This window comes from Pseudomonas sp. RIT357, from assembly GCF_000632245.1.
GTDB lineage: Bacteria > Pseudomonadota > Gammaproteobacteria > Pseudomonadales > Pseudomonadaceae > Aquipseudomonas > Aquipseudomonas sivasensis.
Map to the genome: position 1 here is coordinate 1 of NZ_JFYX01000013.1, position 17,578 is coordinate 17,578.

General features: G+C 61.9%; 8 protein-coding genes and 1 pseudogene. 3 read left to right on the forward strand and 6 right to left on the reverse strand.

Features of this window, described 5'->3' with window-relative positions; genetic code table 11:
* Both BW43_RS15850 and BW43_RS15845 read left to right on the forward strand, forming a co-directional pair.
* Positions 1-2,254 (forward strand): annotated as a pseudogene (locus BW43_RS15850) (hypothetical protein); the annotation flags it as partial.
* 114 nt (positions 2,255-2,368) lie between these two features.
* The gene (locus tag BW43_RS15845; RefSeq protein WP_032886493.1) at positions 2,369-7,261 is read left to right on the forward strand and encodes a dermonecrotic toxin domain-containing protein; all 4,893 of its coding nucleotides are present in this window, start codon (positions 2,369-2,371) and stop codon (positions 7,259-7,261) included.
* 50 nt (positions 7,262-7,311) lie between these two features.
* Here the strand turns inward: BW43_RS15845 and BW43_RS15840 are convergent, their stop codons facing one another.
* Positions 7,312-9,687 carry an RND family transporter gene (locus BW43_RS15840; protein ID WP_032886494.1) on the reverse strand — a complete coding sequence of 792 codons (2,376 nt, stop codon included), beginning with the start codon at positions 9,685-9,687 and terminating at the stop codon, positions 7,312-7,314.
* Between the two features lie 15 nt (positions 9,688-9,702).
* Positions 9,703-10,743: a YCF48-related protein gene (locus tag BW43_RS15835; RefSeq protein WP_032886495.1), complete on the reverse strand. Its 1,041-nt coding sequence runs from the start codon at positions 10,741-10,743 to the stop codon at positions 9,703-9,705.
* 307 nt (positions 10,744-11,050) lie between these two features.
* On the opposite strand from BW43_RS15835, the gene BW43_RS15830 reads away from it, so the two are divergent.
* Positions 11,051-12,166, forward strand: coding sequence for a Gfo/Idh/MocA family protein (locus BW43_RS15830; protein WP_032886496.1), 1,116 nt, complete (start codon positions 11,051-11,053; stop codon positions 12,164-12,166).
* Positions 12,167-12,300: 134 nt separating this feature from the next.
* Here BW43_RS15830 and BW43_RS15825 read toward each other — a convergent pair whose 3' ends face one another.
* The 4 genes from BW43_RS15825 to BW43_RS15810 are packed head-to-tail and all read right to left on the reverse strand — an operon-like array spanning position 12,301 to position 17,568.
* Complete coding sequence (locus tag BW43_RS15825; RefSeq protein ID WP_032886497.1) at positions 12,301-14,004, reverse strand: AMP-binding protein; 1,704 nt, start codon at positions 14,002-14,004, stop codon at positions 12,301-12,303.
* Positions 14,005-14,035: 31 nt separating this feature from the next.
* Positions 14,036-15,334, reverse strand: a complete 1,299-nt coding sequence (locus tag BW43_RS15820) for an acetyl-CoA C-acetyltransferase (protein ID WP_032886499.1) — start codon at positions 15,332-15,334, stop codon at positions 14,036-14,038.
* A complete protein-coding gene (locus BW43_RS15815) occupies positions 15,331-16,221 on the reverse strand; it encodes a MaoC/PaaZ C-terminal domain-containing protein (RefSeq protein ID WP_032886501.1) in 891 nt (296 codons plus the stop codon). The genes BW43_RS15820 and BW43_RS15815 overlap by 4 nt, the downstream gene beginning before the upstream one ends.
* 3 nt (positions 16,222-16,224) lie before the next feature.
* Complete coding sequence (locus tag BW43_RS15810) at positions 16,225-17,568, reverse strand: 3-oxoacyl-ACP reductase (protein ID WP_032886502.1); 1,344 nt, start codon at positions 17,566-17,568, stop codon at positions 16,225-16,227.
* Positions 17,569-17,578: the final 10 nt, after the last annotated feature.

Here is a 17,578-nt window from a genome sequence, read left to right on the forward strand (position 1 = left end):
GGCCCCCACTGCCCCGCCCCCAGCCGTGGCGCCACGCGTGCCGCAGCGACGCCCGCAGGCATGGCCGGCGCCCGCACCTGCACGGATTCGCCAAGGCACCGTTGCATTGCCCGGCGTGCAACCACAAGGCTTGCACACCGCCGTGGATTTCAGCTACGCCCAGGCCCGTTATCGCCTTACGCCCAGCCAGCGCGCCAACCTCGCGTCACTCAAGGTGCCGATGCCGGGTGACCTGCCACAGCCGGTCTTGAATGGCCCCCGCAAGGGCTTGTACCTCATCGATAACCGCTGGCATGCGCAGGTCGACAGCGACCTGTTCCGCGTCAACCTGGAGGACGATGGTAGCGTGCGAATTACCGACCCCACCGATGCCCAACGGCCTGGCCCTTACCTGCGCGACGACGGCCAGGGCATCTGGTCAGTGGACTCCCGGCTGCGCCTGCGCGGTGGCATGCCGCCAAAGCGCATCGCTGCCGAGCGCGAGCGCAAGGCCAACCGCGTCAAGGCATTGGAGGATGAACTTCGGGCCTACTTGCAAACTCAGCCAGAGGTCGACAAGGCAGAAGCCCGGCAGACCGGTTTAAGCGGCAAGCCACTGGCAGACGCGCGTCAGCAGTACGATGCCGCCCTTGAGAAACAAAGCCTGCACCAGCAGCAGATCCTGGACAGCCTCAAGGAGCGTGAAGCCTTAAACGTTCCCTTATCGCTGACAAAAACCCTGGACCTGTTGCACGACGCCGTTCTCAATGCCCGTAAACATGTGGCCATTGCCGAGCTCGACAGAGAAGACCTGTACCGCGCCCACCCGCAGTTCCGGCGTGAAGGTCCCGGTTTCAATGTGGCAGTTGTGCTTGAACGCAACCGCTATCGCCAGTTCACGTCCCAGCTGGCAGACATCAACGAGCGCAGTATCCGCTGGCTTGAACGCCAGGCGCGCCACCTTGAACACATGCAGTCAATGGGCTCAAGCGGCGCCAAACGATTCAACGAGATGACTGCCAATCGGGTGAACGAGATCAGCGCGCTGTCCATCAAGGACTTGCAACTGCGCACCTTGAAATACCTGAGCGTGAAGGATTTCGGGCACCCGCTGTTCAAGGCGATGGATAACATTGTCAGCCCGCTGCAGCAGCAGGTACGCACCCACGCCGAACTCAACGGCCTGGTGCTGTCGGCCAGTGATCGGCTGAGTGTGTTGGAAAGTCTGGTGGAGCATTACGGCCGTGCGCTGGATGGGTTGCTCGGGTTGGAAATTGTCGACGTCGAGGGCCTGGATGCGACGTTCAGCGGCCGGTTGCTGAACCTGGTCCGCGGGCTCTACGACGAGGTAACACAACGTCTGTCCAGGGAGGTCAGACCGATTGCACACACCAGCAGCCAGCCACCCAGGCCTGTGCCGGCTCAGGCCCCGGCGGCCACATCGGCGAAACGGGTAATCAAGACCCGGCGCAGGGGCACGCTGATCGGCGACGTGCAGCGGGTGCACAACGTTGAAGTGGTCGAAGTACGCAACGAGAACACCCGGCAAGTGGTCGAGAGCTATTCACAGCAGGGCGATGTATGGGTCGAGTATGTGGTGCAGACGCCGCCCCAGGCGCCCGTCCCACCGCGCAGCCTGAGCCAGGTCAAGGGTGAAGCGCGCAAGTTGCTGGCCATGCTGGATGATCATCTGCGCAGGGCCGAGCATTACAAAAAAAGCAGCAGGCACCCCCAGGAGGTCCAGGAGGTCCTGGATTACGAAGCGGCTCGCTATGACAAACTCGCCACCGAGTTGGACCAGGCCATCGCCGCTCAGCCCGAGAGTGCCAGGACCACCGCTGACCAGGCACTGGCCAGCGACATGCGTAAGGCCGGTGAGCGCTTGAGTGCCTTGGGCCAGACATTGCGGCACCAACTGAGCCTGGAACTGCCGCCCACCCACGGCAATCTGGAATACCTGCTCAACCAGCGCCAGGTCAACGTGGCCAAGTTGGGCGGGCGGACCCGATTGAAGGGTGAGCGCCAGGACTTCATCCAGGAGTACGCGATCAATGATCCCAAAGGCTACCCGGTGTGGTATGCGCATTTTCACTACCCCACCGCAGACACCGCAGGGGCCGACTACACCGCCGCGCACGTGAAAACCCGCGAACAGCGCAAGCAAAGCTATTACTCGTTGCTCGCCAAGGCGCAGGGCCCGCAGGCAGTGGTCGACGTACACCGAGGCTTGATTGGCAAGGCGCTGGCGCAGCGCTGGTTCTTATCGTTCCCGTAATAAACCGGCCCGAGCCGTTCGCCCACGTGTGCACTATCGGGCTACCGCATCAGGCGTGGCGTTGGCGTTAGGTTAGGCGGGCATTCGCTTATCCAACGTAAAGGAATACCTTTCATGCCAATCGTCACGCCGATCCCGGCGGAAAACCTGCTGAAAACCGTGATAAAGGGGCAGTTTTCAACGCGCCCCGCCCTGCGGTCGGTAGTTGCAGAAATGCTGGCCCGCACCCTGAAAGAACACTACCCGCCCCTGTCCATCGCCCCTTCGGATCTGTACATGGCGCTCCCCCGTGAGGGGGGCGGCCGGGCACTGCGGCCGGTGCTGGATGTGGCGCTGCAATTCCTTGCCGACGGCCATTTCCCCGACCTTTCATTGAGTTACGGGTTGGACGCCTACCTGAGCGACGCCACCGGCAGCCGACTCACGTTTCAGGCCGATGGCGAGCGCAGCTACGACCTGAACGTCTTCGAAAACGCGATACGGGAACTGCCCTTGATCCTGTTTATCGGGGCCCAAGAGGCGCTGGCCGCGTATTGGGAACAGGACAGCGATACCGGCGTCAGTCGCTGGCAATGGTTGGCCGAAGTGCTGCGCGGCGCATTCAGGGCCAGCGCCGTCCGTCATTCGGGGGACGACACCCAGCAACTGCAGATACTGAGCACCCTGGCCGACTATCCCAGCCGAGAAACCAGGACCGAGCAGCCATGGCCTGCCAATGCGATTCACGCCTACACCCTGGAAACCCAGCTTGTACAAGGCAGCACATCACTGACGCAGCAGGCCAGCGATATTCTGCTGGTCAGCGGCACGCGCGTGCTGCTGTGCGGTTTATCCGGCCAGATCGATTCCTACGCCAGCCTGGATGCATTCGGCGAGGCATGGGGCAAACGCATCCAGGCAAAGGGGATGGCCGACACCATCACTTGGCGCCTGTACGAGCCCGATGGCGATATTTTCGAAGTGCAGGCGGCCCTTGTATTGGATCGACAACTGGAGAACCTGGCCAATCTGCGCCTGCCGGCGGGCACCAGCGTCAAGGCGTTGGAACAGCAGTTTGCGGCAATCACCGACCTGGCCAGCCTGTTCACCGACTCGCCCGCCATCGCCAGCCATCCCGCGCCGTCGATCGAGACGGCCCTGCCCGGCTGGCTGCAAAACGCCTCGGCGGCCGATCGTTTCGCGTTTTCTCAGTGCCTGCTCGAACAGGCCAGCCTTCGGCGTCTGAATCAAGGCAAACACTACCTCGATGATCTCGAGGATATTCGCAGCTATGCCGCCAGCCATCTGGATCACCAACTGTGCCTGGACCGCAACGCCACCGAACACGGCGAACGCAGCTGCAAGGAACTTGCCCAGGGCGCCTACCGGGCCGACGCACTGCAACTGACCTTCGAAGTGCCGGTGGGCACCCTGCAAAGTGGCTACATCGACCGCGTGTCAATGAGCCTGGTCGACCTGGCGCTCAAGAACCTTTCAGGTAAACCTGCCGGCCGCATGACGGTGCGCCATGCGGATGGCCAGCCGGTCGACAGCAGCCTGACCCCGGAGTACCTGCTCGCGCTGGTGCAGCGCATCGATGTCGGGCGCAACTACCCGGCTTACCTTCACCAGTCACTGCTCGGCGAGGACGCACAGGCGCAAGAGCGCAAGCGGCTGTTCCTTGTGCAGCGTCCCATCGACCTGAAAACCCAGGCCCTGGAATACAAGATCAAAGGCCAGGCCGGGCTTACGTCGCGAGGGCTGCGCTATGTCGAAGCAGTGCTGGGCACCCACAGTACCGAGCGCTGGGCGGGCATGGATGAAGTGGTCATGCGCGTGCTCGCCTTTCAACGCAAGCCCGGCGCCAAGGCGGACGGGGTGCAGAATATGTTCATCATCGAGCCGCGCAACGGGCAGCCAGGCCCGCGCTTGTTGTATCGCCCGGCGTATCGGGATTCGCTGTTGGAATTCACCGACCGCGCCAGTCTGCTGGCCGCCATCGCCGAGCCCGGCGAGCTGCAGGACAGCGTCCTGGCCTGGATGGAAGACCCTGCCAGAGCGGTGTACAGCAACGGCGGATTCCGGGAGCCCCATTACGTGCGTGTCAGCGGCATAGGTTCCGAGTTCGACCCCTTGCCGTCCATTCCACGCCCCGCGACGCTGGCCCCGCCGAGTGATGAAAGCAGCGATCAAATCCTCCAGGCGCTGGGCAACAACCAACTGATGGACTACCTGTACGAGTGCGAAGCGCGGCAACTGCAGGAGCAAGCCGACCGCGACTCGACGTCCAACGCCGAAAGCCGCTGGGCGCTGATTCTCGAAGGCGTGCAACTGGGCTTCAACACCTTGCTGATGCTGGTGCGTGGACCCTTGGCGGCGGTGGGCTGGTTCATGCAGTTGGCCCTGAGCCTCAAGCAGGACATACCAGCCCTGGAAAGCCAAGACCCGATTGCCCGTGAACTGGCGTGGGTCGACCTGCTGCTCAACACCAGCATGGTTCTGATTCACCTGGGGATACCCGACCACGTAGCGCAGCCCCCTGCGCAAGCGGAGGTCCCACGGTTGCCATTGCAACATCCGCAGGGCCAGGCCATCTCGACCCCGGCCGTGGTGCAACGGGGCATCATCGGCTTGCCTGCCGAACCGCCCGGCGGCGGCCGCACCCTGTTGGATATCGACCGCTCCCTGGCCAGCGACAGGGCCGCGACACGTTTGTTAAGGAAACTGCTGGAGGTCAATGTGCCCTGGCCTGAACACGCCCCGGACCCCGTCGCGCTCGGCCCTTATCGCGGGTTGTTCAAGATCGGCCAGCGCTGGCACGCCACGGTGGGCGGCCTGTTGTTTCGCGTCAACATTACCCCGGACGTGGACGACGTATTCATCATTGACCCGAACAAACCCGATCACCCCGGCATCAAGCTGCGCACCGATGGCAAGGGCCACTGGACCCTAGACCGCGGGCTCAAGCTGGCGGGCGGCGGGCCCAAGCGCCTGGCAACGCTGCGCGAGGAGAATCGTCGCCAGGCGGTGCAATTGAAGGACCGTATGGACACGCTCAATGCGCAGATTTCCCCGGACATGGCCGAGTTCAGAGATTGGTTGACCCGCCTTAACAATAACCGCGTGGTCCTGATCAAGCAGACCACTACGTTGAAACTGGTGTGGAACCTGCTGCAAAAAGCCACCGATGCGCAGAGACCCGCGATCGAAGCACGGCATCAGCAGGAGATAGCGGCCTATTCGAAGGCGCGCACCGACTATGAGGTGGTCCTGGATAAACTCGAGCAGAGTTACGCCAAGGTACTGCCAAAGCGCATCGAGCTGTACAAGGTAGGTCAGGACCTGCAGAAATACGCGGGTGCCGGCCCCCATGTCCAGGACCAGGCCATCACGCTCAAAACGCTTTGGGACGAGCAAATGCGCACGCATTTCCACCTGCAGAAATGGGCCGACACCTTTATGTTCACTGAGCGTGGCGAGCCCATGAGCCACCTGGCCAGCCGGATGCGCGAGGAACTGCGCGAAGGTCGCCCCTGGGCGTATAACGAACATGTGACCCGCTCGATTGAACTGGCGGACGTCGTTCAACGCATGGCGGCCCGCTCGCGCGAGATGGAAACCACCCTTGAGTTGCTGGAACAGGACTCCGTGGCCGGACGTGTGTTGCGCACGCAAGCGTTGTCCAAAATTACGACGTTCCAGCACTTTTTTGCGCAGAACCTGGAGATGCATGCGCTGATCCCGCTCTCGTGGGTGGTCGTGAAATTGTCGGCGCTGGAGGTGTCGCCGCTGGAGGCGCTGTACATCGACCATCTAAACAATTCGAGCCTGGGCCAGGCCTTGCTGTCACATACCGAAGTGCGCAGCAGCAGCGGTTATCCGCTGGATGAGCAACGATTGCTGTACGGCACAATCCTGGACAAGTACCGCAGCTACGAGCAGGCCATCGAAGCGCTCACGTTCATCAATCCGCAACGCGTACACCCCGTGGCCGAACGCCTGCTGGCCGGGCTGAGTCGGGCGCGGACGCTGGCTGAAAACGAGCTGGAAAGTGTGGTGCGCAGCCAGGAAGCACTGGAGGTCGAAGCATCCGCCGCCACGTTGCTCAGGCCGAAAGAGCCGGCCAAACGTATCTTCAAAACCCGTACGCGCACGTACTGGATCGGCGAGCTGAAACCTGTCGATGGTCTACACCCACGCGAACGGCTCACCATTACCAATAGCCTGACCGGTGAACCCCTGACCACCTTCGACGCGGATGATGCCGGCAGTTGGGTGGAAACGCCCCAGCAACCCATGGCCGCCCCCGAACCGGCGGCGCCGGCCTCTACCCTGGCAATGCTCAAAGACCAGGGCGAGAAAGTGCTGCGGCAACGCCCCGAGATCGAACGGCTGATCAGTGCCCAACAGAAGAAGCTGGAGTCCGCCCTCACCCGGCAAGACGTCAACCCGGCCGACTGGGATGAGTTGCTCACCGGACAGGCCGATAGACTCAACGCACTTGCGGATGAAATCGCACGGGATCACAGCGACCAGCCCAGGGCGCAGGACGCCATCGATCGTTACCGCGCCAACGCCAGGGACATGCAGCGCATGGCCACACGACTGTGCAGCGACGCCTACAAACGCCAGTGGCCAACCCTGGAAAGCCTCGATTACCTCTGGCGACACAAGGAAATCGATATCAACCTGACCAGCCTGGCAGACCCGCAGCGGCCAACCCTCAGTGGGGATTTCTTCACCGAATACGCGGTGTACGACAAAGCGCAAAAGCCGCCCAGTGTGCTTTGGTATGCCCACTTTCACTACGCCACCGCCGACGCGCCGCCTGAGCGCTACACGCGAGCCCACTTGAAACTGGCCAGCCAGCGCAAATACACGCAAAAGGATCTGCTCAAGGAACATGTCCAGGCGAAATTGCGCAGTGAGCAGGCGGCAGGGGCCGACCCGGTGGAAAGAATCCTGTACGTATTGATCGCGCCGCCCCAGGACCAGCTCTTCCTGGCTATCGCGCCAACCATCAATTGACCCTCAACGTCCGGCGTCGCTGACGCCGGACGTTGTGTACCGCCTTGGGCTCAGTGGGCAAACAGCGAATTGCCCTTCTGCCCCGCCAGCTTCTCGGGTTTGATCAGGAAGCGCGCCAGTGCCGGCAGCAGCCACAGTGCACCGAACATGTTCCACAGCAGCATGAAGGTGAGCATCAGGCCCATGTCGGCCTGGAACTTGATGGCCGAGAAGATCCAGGTGCACACGCCGATGGCCAGGCACAGGCCGGTAAACAACACGGCTTTACCGGTGGATTTGAGCGTCTGGTAATAGGCTTCCTGCAACGGCAACCCGGCACGCAGGAAACTTTCCAGGCGGCTGTAGATGTAGATGCCGTAGTCCACGCCAATCCCCACGCCCAACGCCACCACCGGCAAGGTCGCGACCTTGACGCCGATGCCCATGAACGCCATCAGCGCATTGCCCAGTACCGAGGTGAGCACCAGTGGCAGCACGATGCACAGGGTCGCGGCCCACGAGCGGAAGGTGATCATGCACATGGTCGCCACGCACAGGTACACCAGGATCAGGATGGTCAGTTCCGACTCCTTGATGACCTCGTTGGTGGCAGCCTCGATCCCGGCGTTACCGGCGGCGAGGATGAATTCCAGGCCGTCCTTGTTGTTTTCCTTGGCGAAGTCCTGCACCGCATGCACGGCGCGGTCGAGGGTTTCGGCCTTATGGTCGTTGAGGAACACCAGCACCGGCGCCAGTGAGCAGTTGTTGTTGTACAGGCCGTCGGCGCGGGCAATGGAGTTGTTCAGCACGTCCGGGTTACGCGACAGGGTTTCCCATTTCAGGTTGCCCTCGTTCATGCCCTTGATCATCTGCTTGGACACGGTCACCAGCGAGATCGCCGACTGCACGCCCTCGGTGTTCTGCATCTTCCACATCAACTGATCGATGGGCGCCATGGCTTCATACCGCGAGCAGCCTTCGGCCTTGGTCTTGACCATTACCACCAGCACGTCGGAGCTGGTGGAGTAATTGCTGATGATGAAGTTGTTGTCTTTGTTGTAGCGCGAGTCCGGGCGCAGTTCCGGTGCACCTTGGTCCAAGTCGCCGATCTTGAGGTTCTGGCTGTACCAGAGGCCGCCGCCAAAGGCGACCAGGGCCAGCAGGACCGACACTGGCGCGACTTTGGCGCTGGCGAATTTGGACAGCAGGCGCCAGAACGGATGCTCGCGGTTTGCGTCTTTCTTGCTCTTGGCGATGGCGCGCTTGCTGATGCCGACATAGGAAATCGCCACCGGCAGCAGGATCAAGTTGGTGAACACGATCACCGCCACGCCGATGGACGCGCCGATGGCCAGCTCACGAATCACGCCGATGTCGATGATCAACAGCGTAATGAACCCGACCGCATCCGCCAGGATCGCGATCATCCCCGGCAGGAACAGTTGACGAAAGGTCCGCCGTGCAGCCGTCAACGCGTTGTCGGCCTCGCTGGATTGCAGGGCGATACCGTTGATCTTTTGCACGCCATGGGAAATACCGATGGCGAAAATCAGGAACGGCACCAGCATCGAATACGGGTCCAGCCCGAAGCCGAAGAAGTGCATCAACCCCAGTTGCCAGACCACCGCCACCAGGGTGGTGCTCAACACCGCGATGGTGCTGCGCAGGCAGTTGGTGAACCACAGCAGCAGAATCAGGGTGATGACGAATGCGATGCCGAAGAACAGCACCACCATTACCAGGCCGTCGATCAGGTCGCCGACCTTCTTGGCAAAGCCCACGATGTGGATCTTGACGTTGGGGTTCTGGGCTTCGAACTTGTCGCGGATCTTGTCTTCGAGTTCATGGGAGAACTTGCGATAGTCCAGGGCCAGCAACTTGCCCTGATCCTGCGGGTCCGGATAGGACTCCAGCAGCGGGATATCCACGATGCTCGACTTGAAATCGTTGGCGACCAAGCGCCCGACCTGGCCGGACTTGAGTACGTTATTGCGCAGTTGATCGAGGCTTTGCGCCGAGCCGTTGTAGCTTTGGGGGATCACCTCACCGCCGGCGAAGCCCTCTTCGGTCACTTCGGTCCAGCGCACGCTAGGACTCCACAGCGACTTGAGGCCCGAGCGGTCGACGCCGGAGATGTAGAACACCTCGTCGTTGATCTGCCTCAGGGTCTCCATGTACTCCTTCGTGAAGATGTCACCGTCCTTGGCCTCCACCGAGATGCGCACGGTGTTGCCCAGGTTGGCCAAGTCGTTGCGGTGTTCCATCATCTTTTCGATGAAGGGGTGCTTGAGGGGGATCATCTTTTCAAAGCTGGTGGACGGGCGAATCAGCGTCGCCTGCCAGAACAGGAACACGCTCACCAGCAGGCAGATGACGATCACTGCCGGGCGATTGTTGAAAATCAGGCGCTCAAGAAAGGTCGCTTTATCGTTGTGATGACTGCTCATTCTGTCCCCGCCTTCTTATTGTTTTACGAGCTCAGCGCCAGTCGGCGTCGATACGCGAACGCCACCCTGCCCGGCCAGAATCAAGTTGCCATTGCCCGCCGCCGTCACCGACGACAGTGAAATACGGTCAGGGCGGTTGAACACGCTGAAGGTCTGGCCATCGTCGTGGCTGACCACCACGCTGCCACCGTTACCGACCACCACGATTGCGCCGTCATCCAGCAAGGTCGCGCCCGACAAACCAAACTCCAAGGCGCCACGGGTGGCGTTCAACTCAACCTGCTCCCAGGTGCTGCCGAAATCGGTGGAACGGTACAGGTTGCCGCGCAGGCCGAAGGCCAGCAGGGTTTGCGGTTGCGCGGTGCTGATTACCCCGAACAGCGAACCTTCATAAGGGCCTTCGAGTTTTTCCCAGGTCTGCCCGTCGTCACTGGAGCGGAACATGCTGCCCTGCTCGCCGACGATAAACAGGCCGGCGTCTTTGATCTGGGCGATGGCGTTGAGGTGGAACTGGTCTTCGTTGTCGAGGCGGTCGCTGACGTCGTTCCAGCTCTTGCCGCCATCGGTGGTTTCGATCAATGCACCGTACGCGCCGACGGCCAGGCCGTGATTGGCGTCTTTGAACCACACATCGAGCAGCGGCGCTTCGCGCTTGAGGTCCTGGTATTGCTGGGTCCAGGTGGCGCCGCCGTCGGTGCTGGCGAGAATTTGCGCATCGTGGCCTACCGCCCAGCCATGTTTGTCGTCGACGAAAAACACTGCCGTGAGCAATTGGCGGGTGGGGACTTTGGCTTGGGTCCAGGTAGAGCCCTGGTCATCGGAATAGAGGATATGCCCGCGATCACCGACGGCTACCAGGCGCTTGCCGGCATGCACCACGTCGATCATCAGGCCTTTGGCGGCCTTGGGGGACTCAATCGCAAACGCTGGCGTTGCGGGGGTATCGCTGGCTGCCAGCACCGGTGTCGTCAACGCAGCACCGGCCAGCAACGAGAGCGCTGTGGCCAGCAACGCAACCCTGCGTGCGGCGCGTGGGCGGCAAACAACCCAACCCATGACAGGCTCACTCATAGACCTTTCTCCCATTTATTATTGTTAGGTCTTGCCTTCCCGGGCTCTGAAACCTGCAATCTAGAGCGCCTGAAGGAAGCAGGGGCCATCCTATCGGGCTTTGGAATCGTCTGACAATCGGCGCTACGTTATCTTTTGTTAACTGGCGGCTTTTGGCCACTTGGTGAATATAGCTGCATTCGCCAAGGTGATTACCGAGGCGTTAATGAATTTTTATTCCATCTATTGAAATATGGGAATTTTTATTCCATTAATGCACATCCTGAAAACAATAATCCAAAGGACCACGGCTATGCGTGAACTCGGAATCGGCTTGATCGGCACAGGCTTCATGGGCCGCGCCCACGCCTTGGCGTTCAACAATGCCCGGGCGGTGTTTGAACTGCCAGTCACCCTGAAGCTGGCCGCCCTGGCCGATGCCGACACCGAACGCGCCCAGCACTGCGCCTCGTCCTGGGGGTTCGATCACGCCCATGGCGACTGGCAGGCGCTGATCAACGACCCCAAGGTCGATATCGTGGCCATCACCACCCCCAACCACCTGCACTACCCCATGGCGATGGCCGCGATTGCCGCCGGCAAAGCGGTGTATTGCGAAAAACCCCTGGCCGTGAGTCTGGAACAGGCCGACGCCATGCGCCGCGCCGCCAGTGCCGCCGGGGTGGTAACCCGGGTGGGCTACAACTATCAACACAACCCGATGATCACCTTGGCGCGGCAATTGATCGCCAGTGGCGAGTTGGGTGACCTCATCAGCTTCCAGGGCGAGTTCAGCGAAGACTTTATGGCTGACCCAACATCACCCTGGTCCTGGCGCTGCGAAGTGGAACACGCCGGCGGCGCCCTGGCGGACTTGGGCAGCCACTTGCTGTCGATGGCGCGCTATCTGGTCGGGGATGTGGTCAGCGTCTGCGCCGATACCCAGACCGTCCACGTTCAACGCCCGGCTGTCAAAGGCAGCAACGAACTCAAACCTATCGCCGTGGATGACCAGGTACACGCCCTGCTGCGTTTCGCCAATGGCGCGCGCGGCACGGTGAGCAGCAGTTGGCTCAAACATGGCTACAAGAACCACTTGAGCTTCGAGATCAGCGGCACCAAAGGCACCTTGGCGTTCGATCAGGAGCGCTTGAATGAGCTTCGCCTGTGCCGTGTCGGCCAGGACGGCTTCCAACGCTTGCTGGCCGGCCCTTCCCTTCCCGGTTATGCGGCGTTCAGCCCGGCAGCGGGACACCAACTTGGCTACAACGAGTTAAAGACCCTGGAAGTGCAAGAATTGATCATGGCCGTCGCAGGCCAGGGGACCGATGGCACCGACTTTGAAGCGGCGTGGGAGGTGGAGCGGTTGGCGACGGCGATTCGCGTGGCTGCCCAGGAAGAACGTTGGGTCAACGTGAACTCGGTTTGAACATGTGGGAGGGGGCTTGCTCCCGATGGCGGTGTGTCAGACGAAGATGTTCCAACTGGGCCACCGCCATCGGGAGCAAGCCCCCTCCCACATTTAGATCACTTACACATTTAGATCGCCTACACACATTTAAATCAGCGCAAGGCTCGGCGCAGCACTTTACCCACGGTGGTTTTAGGCAACTCGGTGGTGCGAAACTCCACATACCTGGGCACCTTGTAGCCCGTCAGGTATTCCCGGCAATGGGCGAGGATCTGTTCCTGGGTCAGGTTCGGGTCCTTGCGCACCACGATGATCTTCACTTTCTCGCCCGTGACGCCGTCCTCCACGCCAATCGCGGCTACTTCGCCTACGCCGGGGTGCATCGCCACCACGTCTTCGATTTCATTCGGATACACGTTGAAGCCCGAGACCAGGATCATGTCCTTCTTGCGGTCCACCAGCCGGATATAGCCGCGATCGTCCATCACACCAATATCGCCGGTGGACAACCAGCCCTGCGCATCCAGCACCTCGGCGGTTGCCTCGGGGCGTTTCCAGTAGCCCTGCATCACCTGTGGGCCACGCACTTGCAGTTCGCCCTGCTCGCCAATGTCGGCGAGTTCACCGTCCTCACGCATAAAGCGCACCCAGGTGGACGGCAACGGCACACCGATGCTGCCGGTGAATTCCATCTCGCGCATGCGCGCAATGTTGATCGGGCTGATGCTCACTACCGGCGAGCACTCGGTCAGGCCATAACCTTCGATGATCGGCAGCCCTGTGACTTCCTTCCAGCGCTTGGCCACCGCCGTATGGGTGGCCATGCCGCCGGCGATCACCATGCGCAGGTCGGAAAAGTCCCGCGCGCAGAACTCCTTGTTTTCCAGCAAGCCGTTAAACAGTGTGTTGACCCCGGCAATGCCGTTGAAGCGCTCCTTGCGCAGGATCATCTGCACCCGCTTCACGTCCCGAGGGTTCGCGATGAGGATGTTGCGCCCGCCCAGGCACATGAACATCAGGCAGTTCACCGTCAGGGAAAAGATGTGGTACAGCGGCAGCAACGTGACGTTGGTTTCCTGCTTGTGTTGGTCCAGTTGGTCGCCGACCCACGCCTTGGCCTGCAGCAGGTTGGCGATGATATTACGGTGGCTGAGCATCACGCCTTTGGCGTCGCCAGTGGTGCCGCCGGTGTATTGCAGGAAGGCCAGGTCATCCAGGGCCATGCTCACCGGAAAATGGTTGAGGGCCCGCCCCTGTTTCAACACCCGATTGAAACGTACCGCCCCCGGCAGCTTGAACGCGGGTACCTGCTTCTGCACGCTGCGCAGGATGAAGTTCATTGCCGCGCCCTTGAAGGTGCCGAGCAAGTCGCCGATGGCCGCGATCACCACGCGCTTGACGCTGCTGCCAGCCACAACCTTCTCCAGGGTGTGGGCGAAGTTTTCGAAGATCACCACCGTCTCGGCGCCGCTGTCCTTGAGCAAGTGTTTGAGTTCGTGGGCGGTGTACAGCGGGTTGACGTTGACCACCACCGCGCCAGCCAGGATGGTGCCGAGCAGGCAGATCGGGTACTGCAAGCAATTGGGCATCATCAGCGCCACACGGTCGCCCGGCTGTACGCCCTGGCCCTGGAGCCAGGCGGCAAACGCAATGCCTTGGACCCGCCAGTCGGCGTAGGTCATTTCGGTGCCGATGCTGACGTAAGCCACGCGCTCACGGAATTTTTCCAGGTGCTCCAGGAATACTTCCCGCAGCGATGGGTATTCCTCAATCGCGGCATCAATGTCTGCCGGGACGCCGGGCAGATAAGCGTTCAACCACACGCGTTCGGTGTGTTCCTGGCTGATAGCGTTCATGGCAGTCTCCTTATTGTTATTTTGGGTAGCGCTACTTTTCGACAATGGCGGTAATGCCCAGCCCGCCCGCTGCACAGATCGAGATCAAACCGCGCCCGCCGCCGCGCTCGTGGATGGCCTTGGCCAACGCCGCCAATTGCCGGCCACCGGTGGCGGCAAACGGATGACCGCAGCCGAGGGAACCGCCGTTGACGTTCATTTTGGCGCGGTCGATGACGCCCAGCGGCGCGTCGAGGCCCAGGCGTTCGCGGCAATAGTCGGCGTCTTCCCAGGCCTTGAGGGTGCACAACACCTGAGCGGCAAAGGCTTCGTGGATTTCGAAAAAATCGAAGTCGGCAAAGCTCAGGCCTTCGCGCTTGAGCATGCGCGGCACGGCATAGGCCGGGGCCATCAGCAGACCTTCGGTGCCGTCGACAAAATTCACCGCGGCGGTTTCGCCGGTGCGTAGGTAAGCCAGCACCGGCCAGCCGTTGGCGGCCGCCCACTCTTCGCTGGCCAGCAGCACCACCGAGGCGCCATCGGTCAGAGGCGTGGAGTTGCCCGCGGTGAGCGTGCCGTTCTGGCGGTCGTAGGCTGGGGATAGACCGGCGAGTTTTTCCAGGCTGGCGTCGGCCCGCAGATTGTTGTCACGGGTCAGGCCGCGGTGGGGGCTGATCAGGTCCTCGAAGAAACCGCGTTTGTACGCGGCATCCAGGCGTTGGTGACTAGTGAGGGTCAGCTCATCTTGGGCCAGGCGCTTGATCTGCCAGCGCTTGGCCATTTCTTCGCAGTGCTCGCCCATGGACAAACCGGTGCGCGGCTCGCCGTTGCGTGGCAGCAGCGGTTTGAAAAACATCGACGGCCGCGCCTTCAGCAGAGCCTTGAGCTTGTCGCCCAAGCCCTTGGCGCGGTTGGCTGCGAGCAAGGTATGGCGCAAGGATTCGTTGATGCCGATGGGGGCGTCGGAGGTGGTATCGGCGCCACCGGCAATGCCTACTTCGATCTGGCCCAGGGCGATTTTATTCGCCACCAGCAATGCCGCTTCCAGGCCCGTGCCGCAGGCTTGTTGCAGATCGTAGGCCGGGGTCTCAGGGGACAAGGTGGTTGATAGCAGAGACTCACGTGCGAGGTTGAAATCCCGCGAATGCTTGATCACCGCGCCGGCAGCAAACTCGCCCAGGCGCTGGCCGTGCAGGTTGTAACGGTCGACCAAGCCTTGCAGCGCCGCTACCAGCAAATCCTGGTTGCTGTCGTGGGCATACACCGTGTTGGAACGGGCAAAAGGAATACGGTTGCCGCCGATAATCGCCACGCGGCGGGTCGGGGCCGGATTGAAGCTGTAGTCACTCATGTATGGCTCTCATTCCAGACAAATAGCCCCCGCATATGGGGTTTGTCGCCGGCGAAATTGCGCACTTCGAATTCGCGACGCGGGCCGGTCACAGGGTGTTGCCACAGGGCAACTTGGCCGGGCAAAAAGATCGGCAACTTGAAGTCGCAATGGGCTTCGGCCTGATCCAATCCACCGGGCGGTTGCTGGGCGGCCAAAGCGCGGCCAAGCGTCCACATGCCGTGGGCGATGGCGCGGCGGAAACCGAAGAGTTTTGCGCCGATCACCGAGGTGTGGATCGGGTTGAAATCCCCCGAAACCTTGGCGAAGCGCCGGCCCAGGTCGGCGGGTAAAACCCAGCGCTGGGTGCGCAGCAGGCCGTGTTCCTGCAATGGCAACGCGTCGCCCCAGGGCTCGCCAATCGGGTCTTTTACGTCGCGGCGCAGGTAGAGGCTGTCGCTTTCCCACGCCAGGGTGCCGGCGCTGTAAGCGCGTGTGGCGATGCTCAGCGCCTGGCCCTTGGGATGGGCGACCCAGCGCTCGGCATACACCTCCAGGCGTAAGGCCTGACCTTCGTGCAGGCGCTGGTGTTGACGAATGCGATTGGCCAAGTGCACCATGCCGCTGGCCGGGTACGGGAAGCTTGGCCGGGTCAACAGCATCAAGTGCAGGGGGAACGCCAGCACATGGGGATAGGACAGCGGCACACCCTGCTCGCGCCGGAACCCGCAGGCACGGCCATAGGCGGCGATGCCGGCGGCGGATAACCCCACCGCCGAGCGCACCAGCCGCTCCTTGGGCAATACCGGCGCGCCGTCGAACTTGGGCTTACGCAGGGCGCGCACGCCATCCAGCAACAACTGGGTGCGCGAGGGCGGCGGGTCGATAATCTGGGTCACGTAGTCCATGGCTCAGGCTCCCAGCAGACTTTGGCCGCACACACGAACGACTTGGCCATTGACGCCACCCGACGCGGGATGCGCCAACCAGGCGATGGTCTCGGCCACATCGATGGGCTGCCCGCCCTGGCTCATAGAGTTCATGCGCCGCCCTGCTTCGCGAATCATCAGGGGGATCTTTGCTGTCATCTGGGTCTCGATAAACCCCGGCGCTACGGCATTCACCGTCACCTGCTGCGCGGCGGCGCGTGTCGCGAGGCCTTGCACCAGGCCGATCACGCCAGCCTTGGAGGTGGCGTAGTTGCTTTGGCCGAGGTTGCCGGCAATACCGGAAATCGATGACACACACACAATGCGCCCACCGGGATTAAGCCCCTGGTTTTCCATCAATGCGGTGCTCAGGTGCAACGGTGCTTCGAGGTTGACCGCCAGCACATCGCGCCAGGCCGCTTCGGGCATTTTTGCGATGGTCTTGTCGCGGGTGATGCCGGCGTTGTGCACCACCACATCGAACGCGCCGTATTGGCTGACGTGGGCCAGCAACGACGAGGCTGCGTCCGGCGCGGTGATGTCCAGGGGCAACGCTGAACCATCGACGCTGGCGGCGGCCTGTTCCAACGATTGCTGGGCCTGGGGCACGTCCACACACACCACGTGCGCACCTTCACGTGCCAAGACCTGGGCGATGGCCAAGCCGATGCCACGGGAAGCGCCAGTGACCAGCGCACGTCGGCCAGCGAAAGGCTTGTCCCAGTTGACACTAGGGTTGCCATCTACCGGTTTTTCCAATCGCACCACTTGCCCCGACACATAGGCCGAACGGCGCGACAGGAAGAAACGCAGGCTGCTGTCCAACCCGTCTTCGGCGCCTGGCGCAACATAAAGCAACTGGACGGTGATCGCCCGACGCAGCTCCTTGGCCAGCGAACGCACCAGCCCTTCGAGGGCGCGTTGGGCGACGGCGTGGGGCAAGTCCGCGCAATGCTCCGGTGCAGTGCCGAGCACCACCACCCGTGCGTGTTGGCCCAGGCGCTTGGCGTTGGCGTGGAAGAATACGTACAGCTCATCCAACTGTTTAAGGTCGACCACCGCGCTGGCGTCATACACCGCGCCCTGGGCCTTGACCGTGGACGGCGCCTTGAGCGTTGCCGGGGTAGCCGCGACCGTGTCGGTGGCGCTGAAGACCTGGTGCACCTGGGAGGCCAGGCGCCCTGCCCCGGCGACAATCACCGGATTAGCCAGGCCCGGCTGACCGCTGCGATGGCGTTGCAACGGTACGGGCTGGGGCAAGCCCACTGCCTGGGCCAGGCGACGGCCCCAGGGGGAATTGACGAACGATAGGTAGCTGTCACTCATATCAGCATTC

What these genes read in the sequence shown, in the direction of transcription:
- BW43_RS15810 (WP_032886502.1), bottom strand. Translation starts at nt 17,568, where the DNA reads ATGAGTGACAGCTACCTATCGTTCGTCAATTCCCCCTGGGGCCGTCGC.
- BW43_RS15830 (WP_032886496.1), top strand. Translation starts at nt 11,051, where the DNA reads ATGCGTGAACTCGGAATCGGCTTGATCGGCACAGGCTTCATGGGCCGC.
- BW43_RS15835 (WP_032886495.1), bottom strand. Translation starts at nt 10,743, where the DNA reads ATGGGTTGGGTTGTTTGCCGCCCACGCGCCGCACGCAGGGTTGCGTTG.
- BW43_RS15820 (WP_032886499.1), bottom strand. Translation starts at nt 15,334, where the DNA reads ATGAGTGACTACAGCTTCAATCCGGCCCCGACCCGCCGCGTGGCGATT.
- BW43_RS15825 (WP_032886497.1), bottom strand. Translation starts at nt 14,004, where the DNA reads ATGAACGCTATCAGCCAGGAACACACCGAACGCGTGTGGTTGAACGCT.
- BW43_RS15815 (WP_032886501.1), bottom strand. Translation starts at nt 16,221, where the DNA reads ATGGACTACGTGACCCAGATTATCGACCCGCCGCCCTCGCGCACCCAG.
- BW43_RS15840 (WP_032886494.1), bottom strand. Translation starts at nt 9,687, where the DNA reads ATGAGCAGTCATCACAACGATAAAGCGACCTTTCTTGAGCGCCTGATT.
- BW43_RS15845 (WP_032886493.1), top strand. Translation starts at nt 2,369, where the DNA reads ATGCCAATCGTCACGCCGATCCCGGCGGAAAACCTGCTGAAAACCGTG.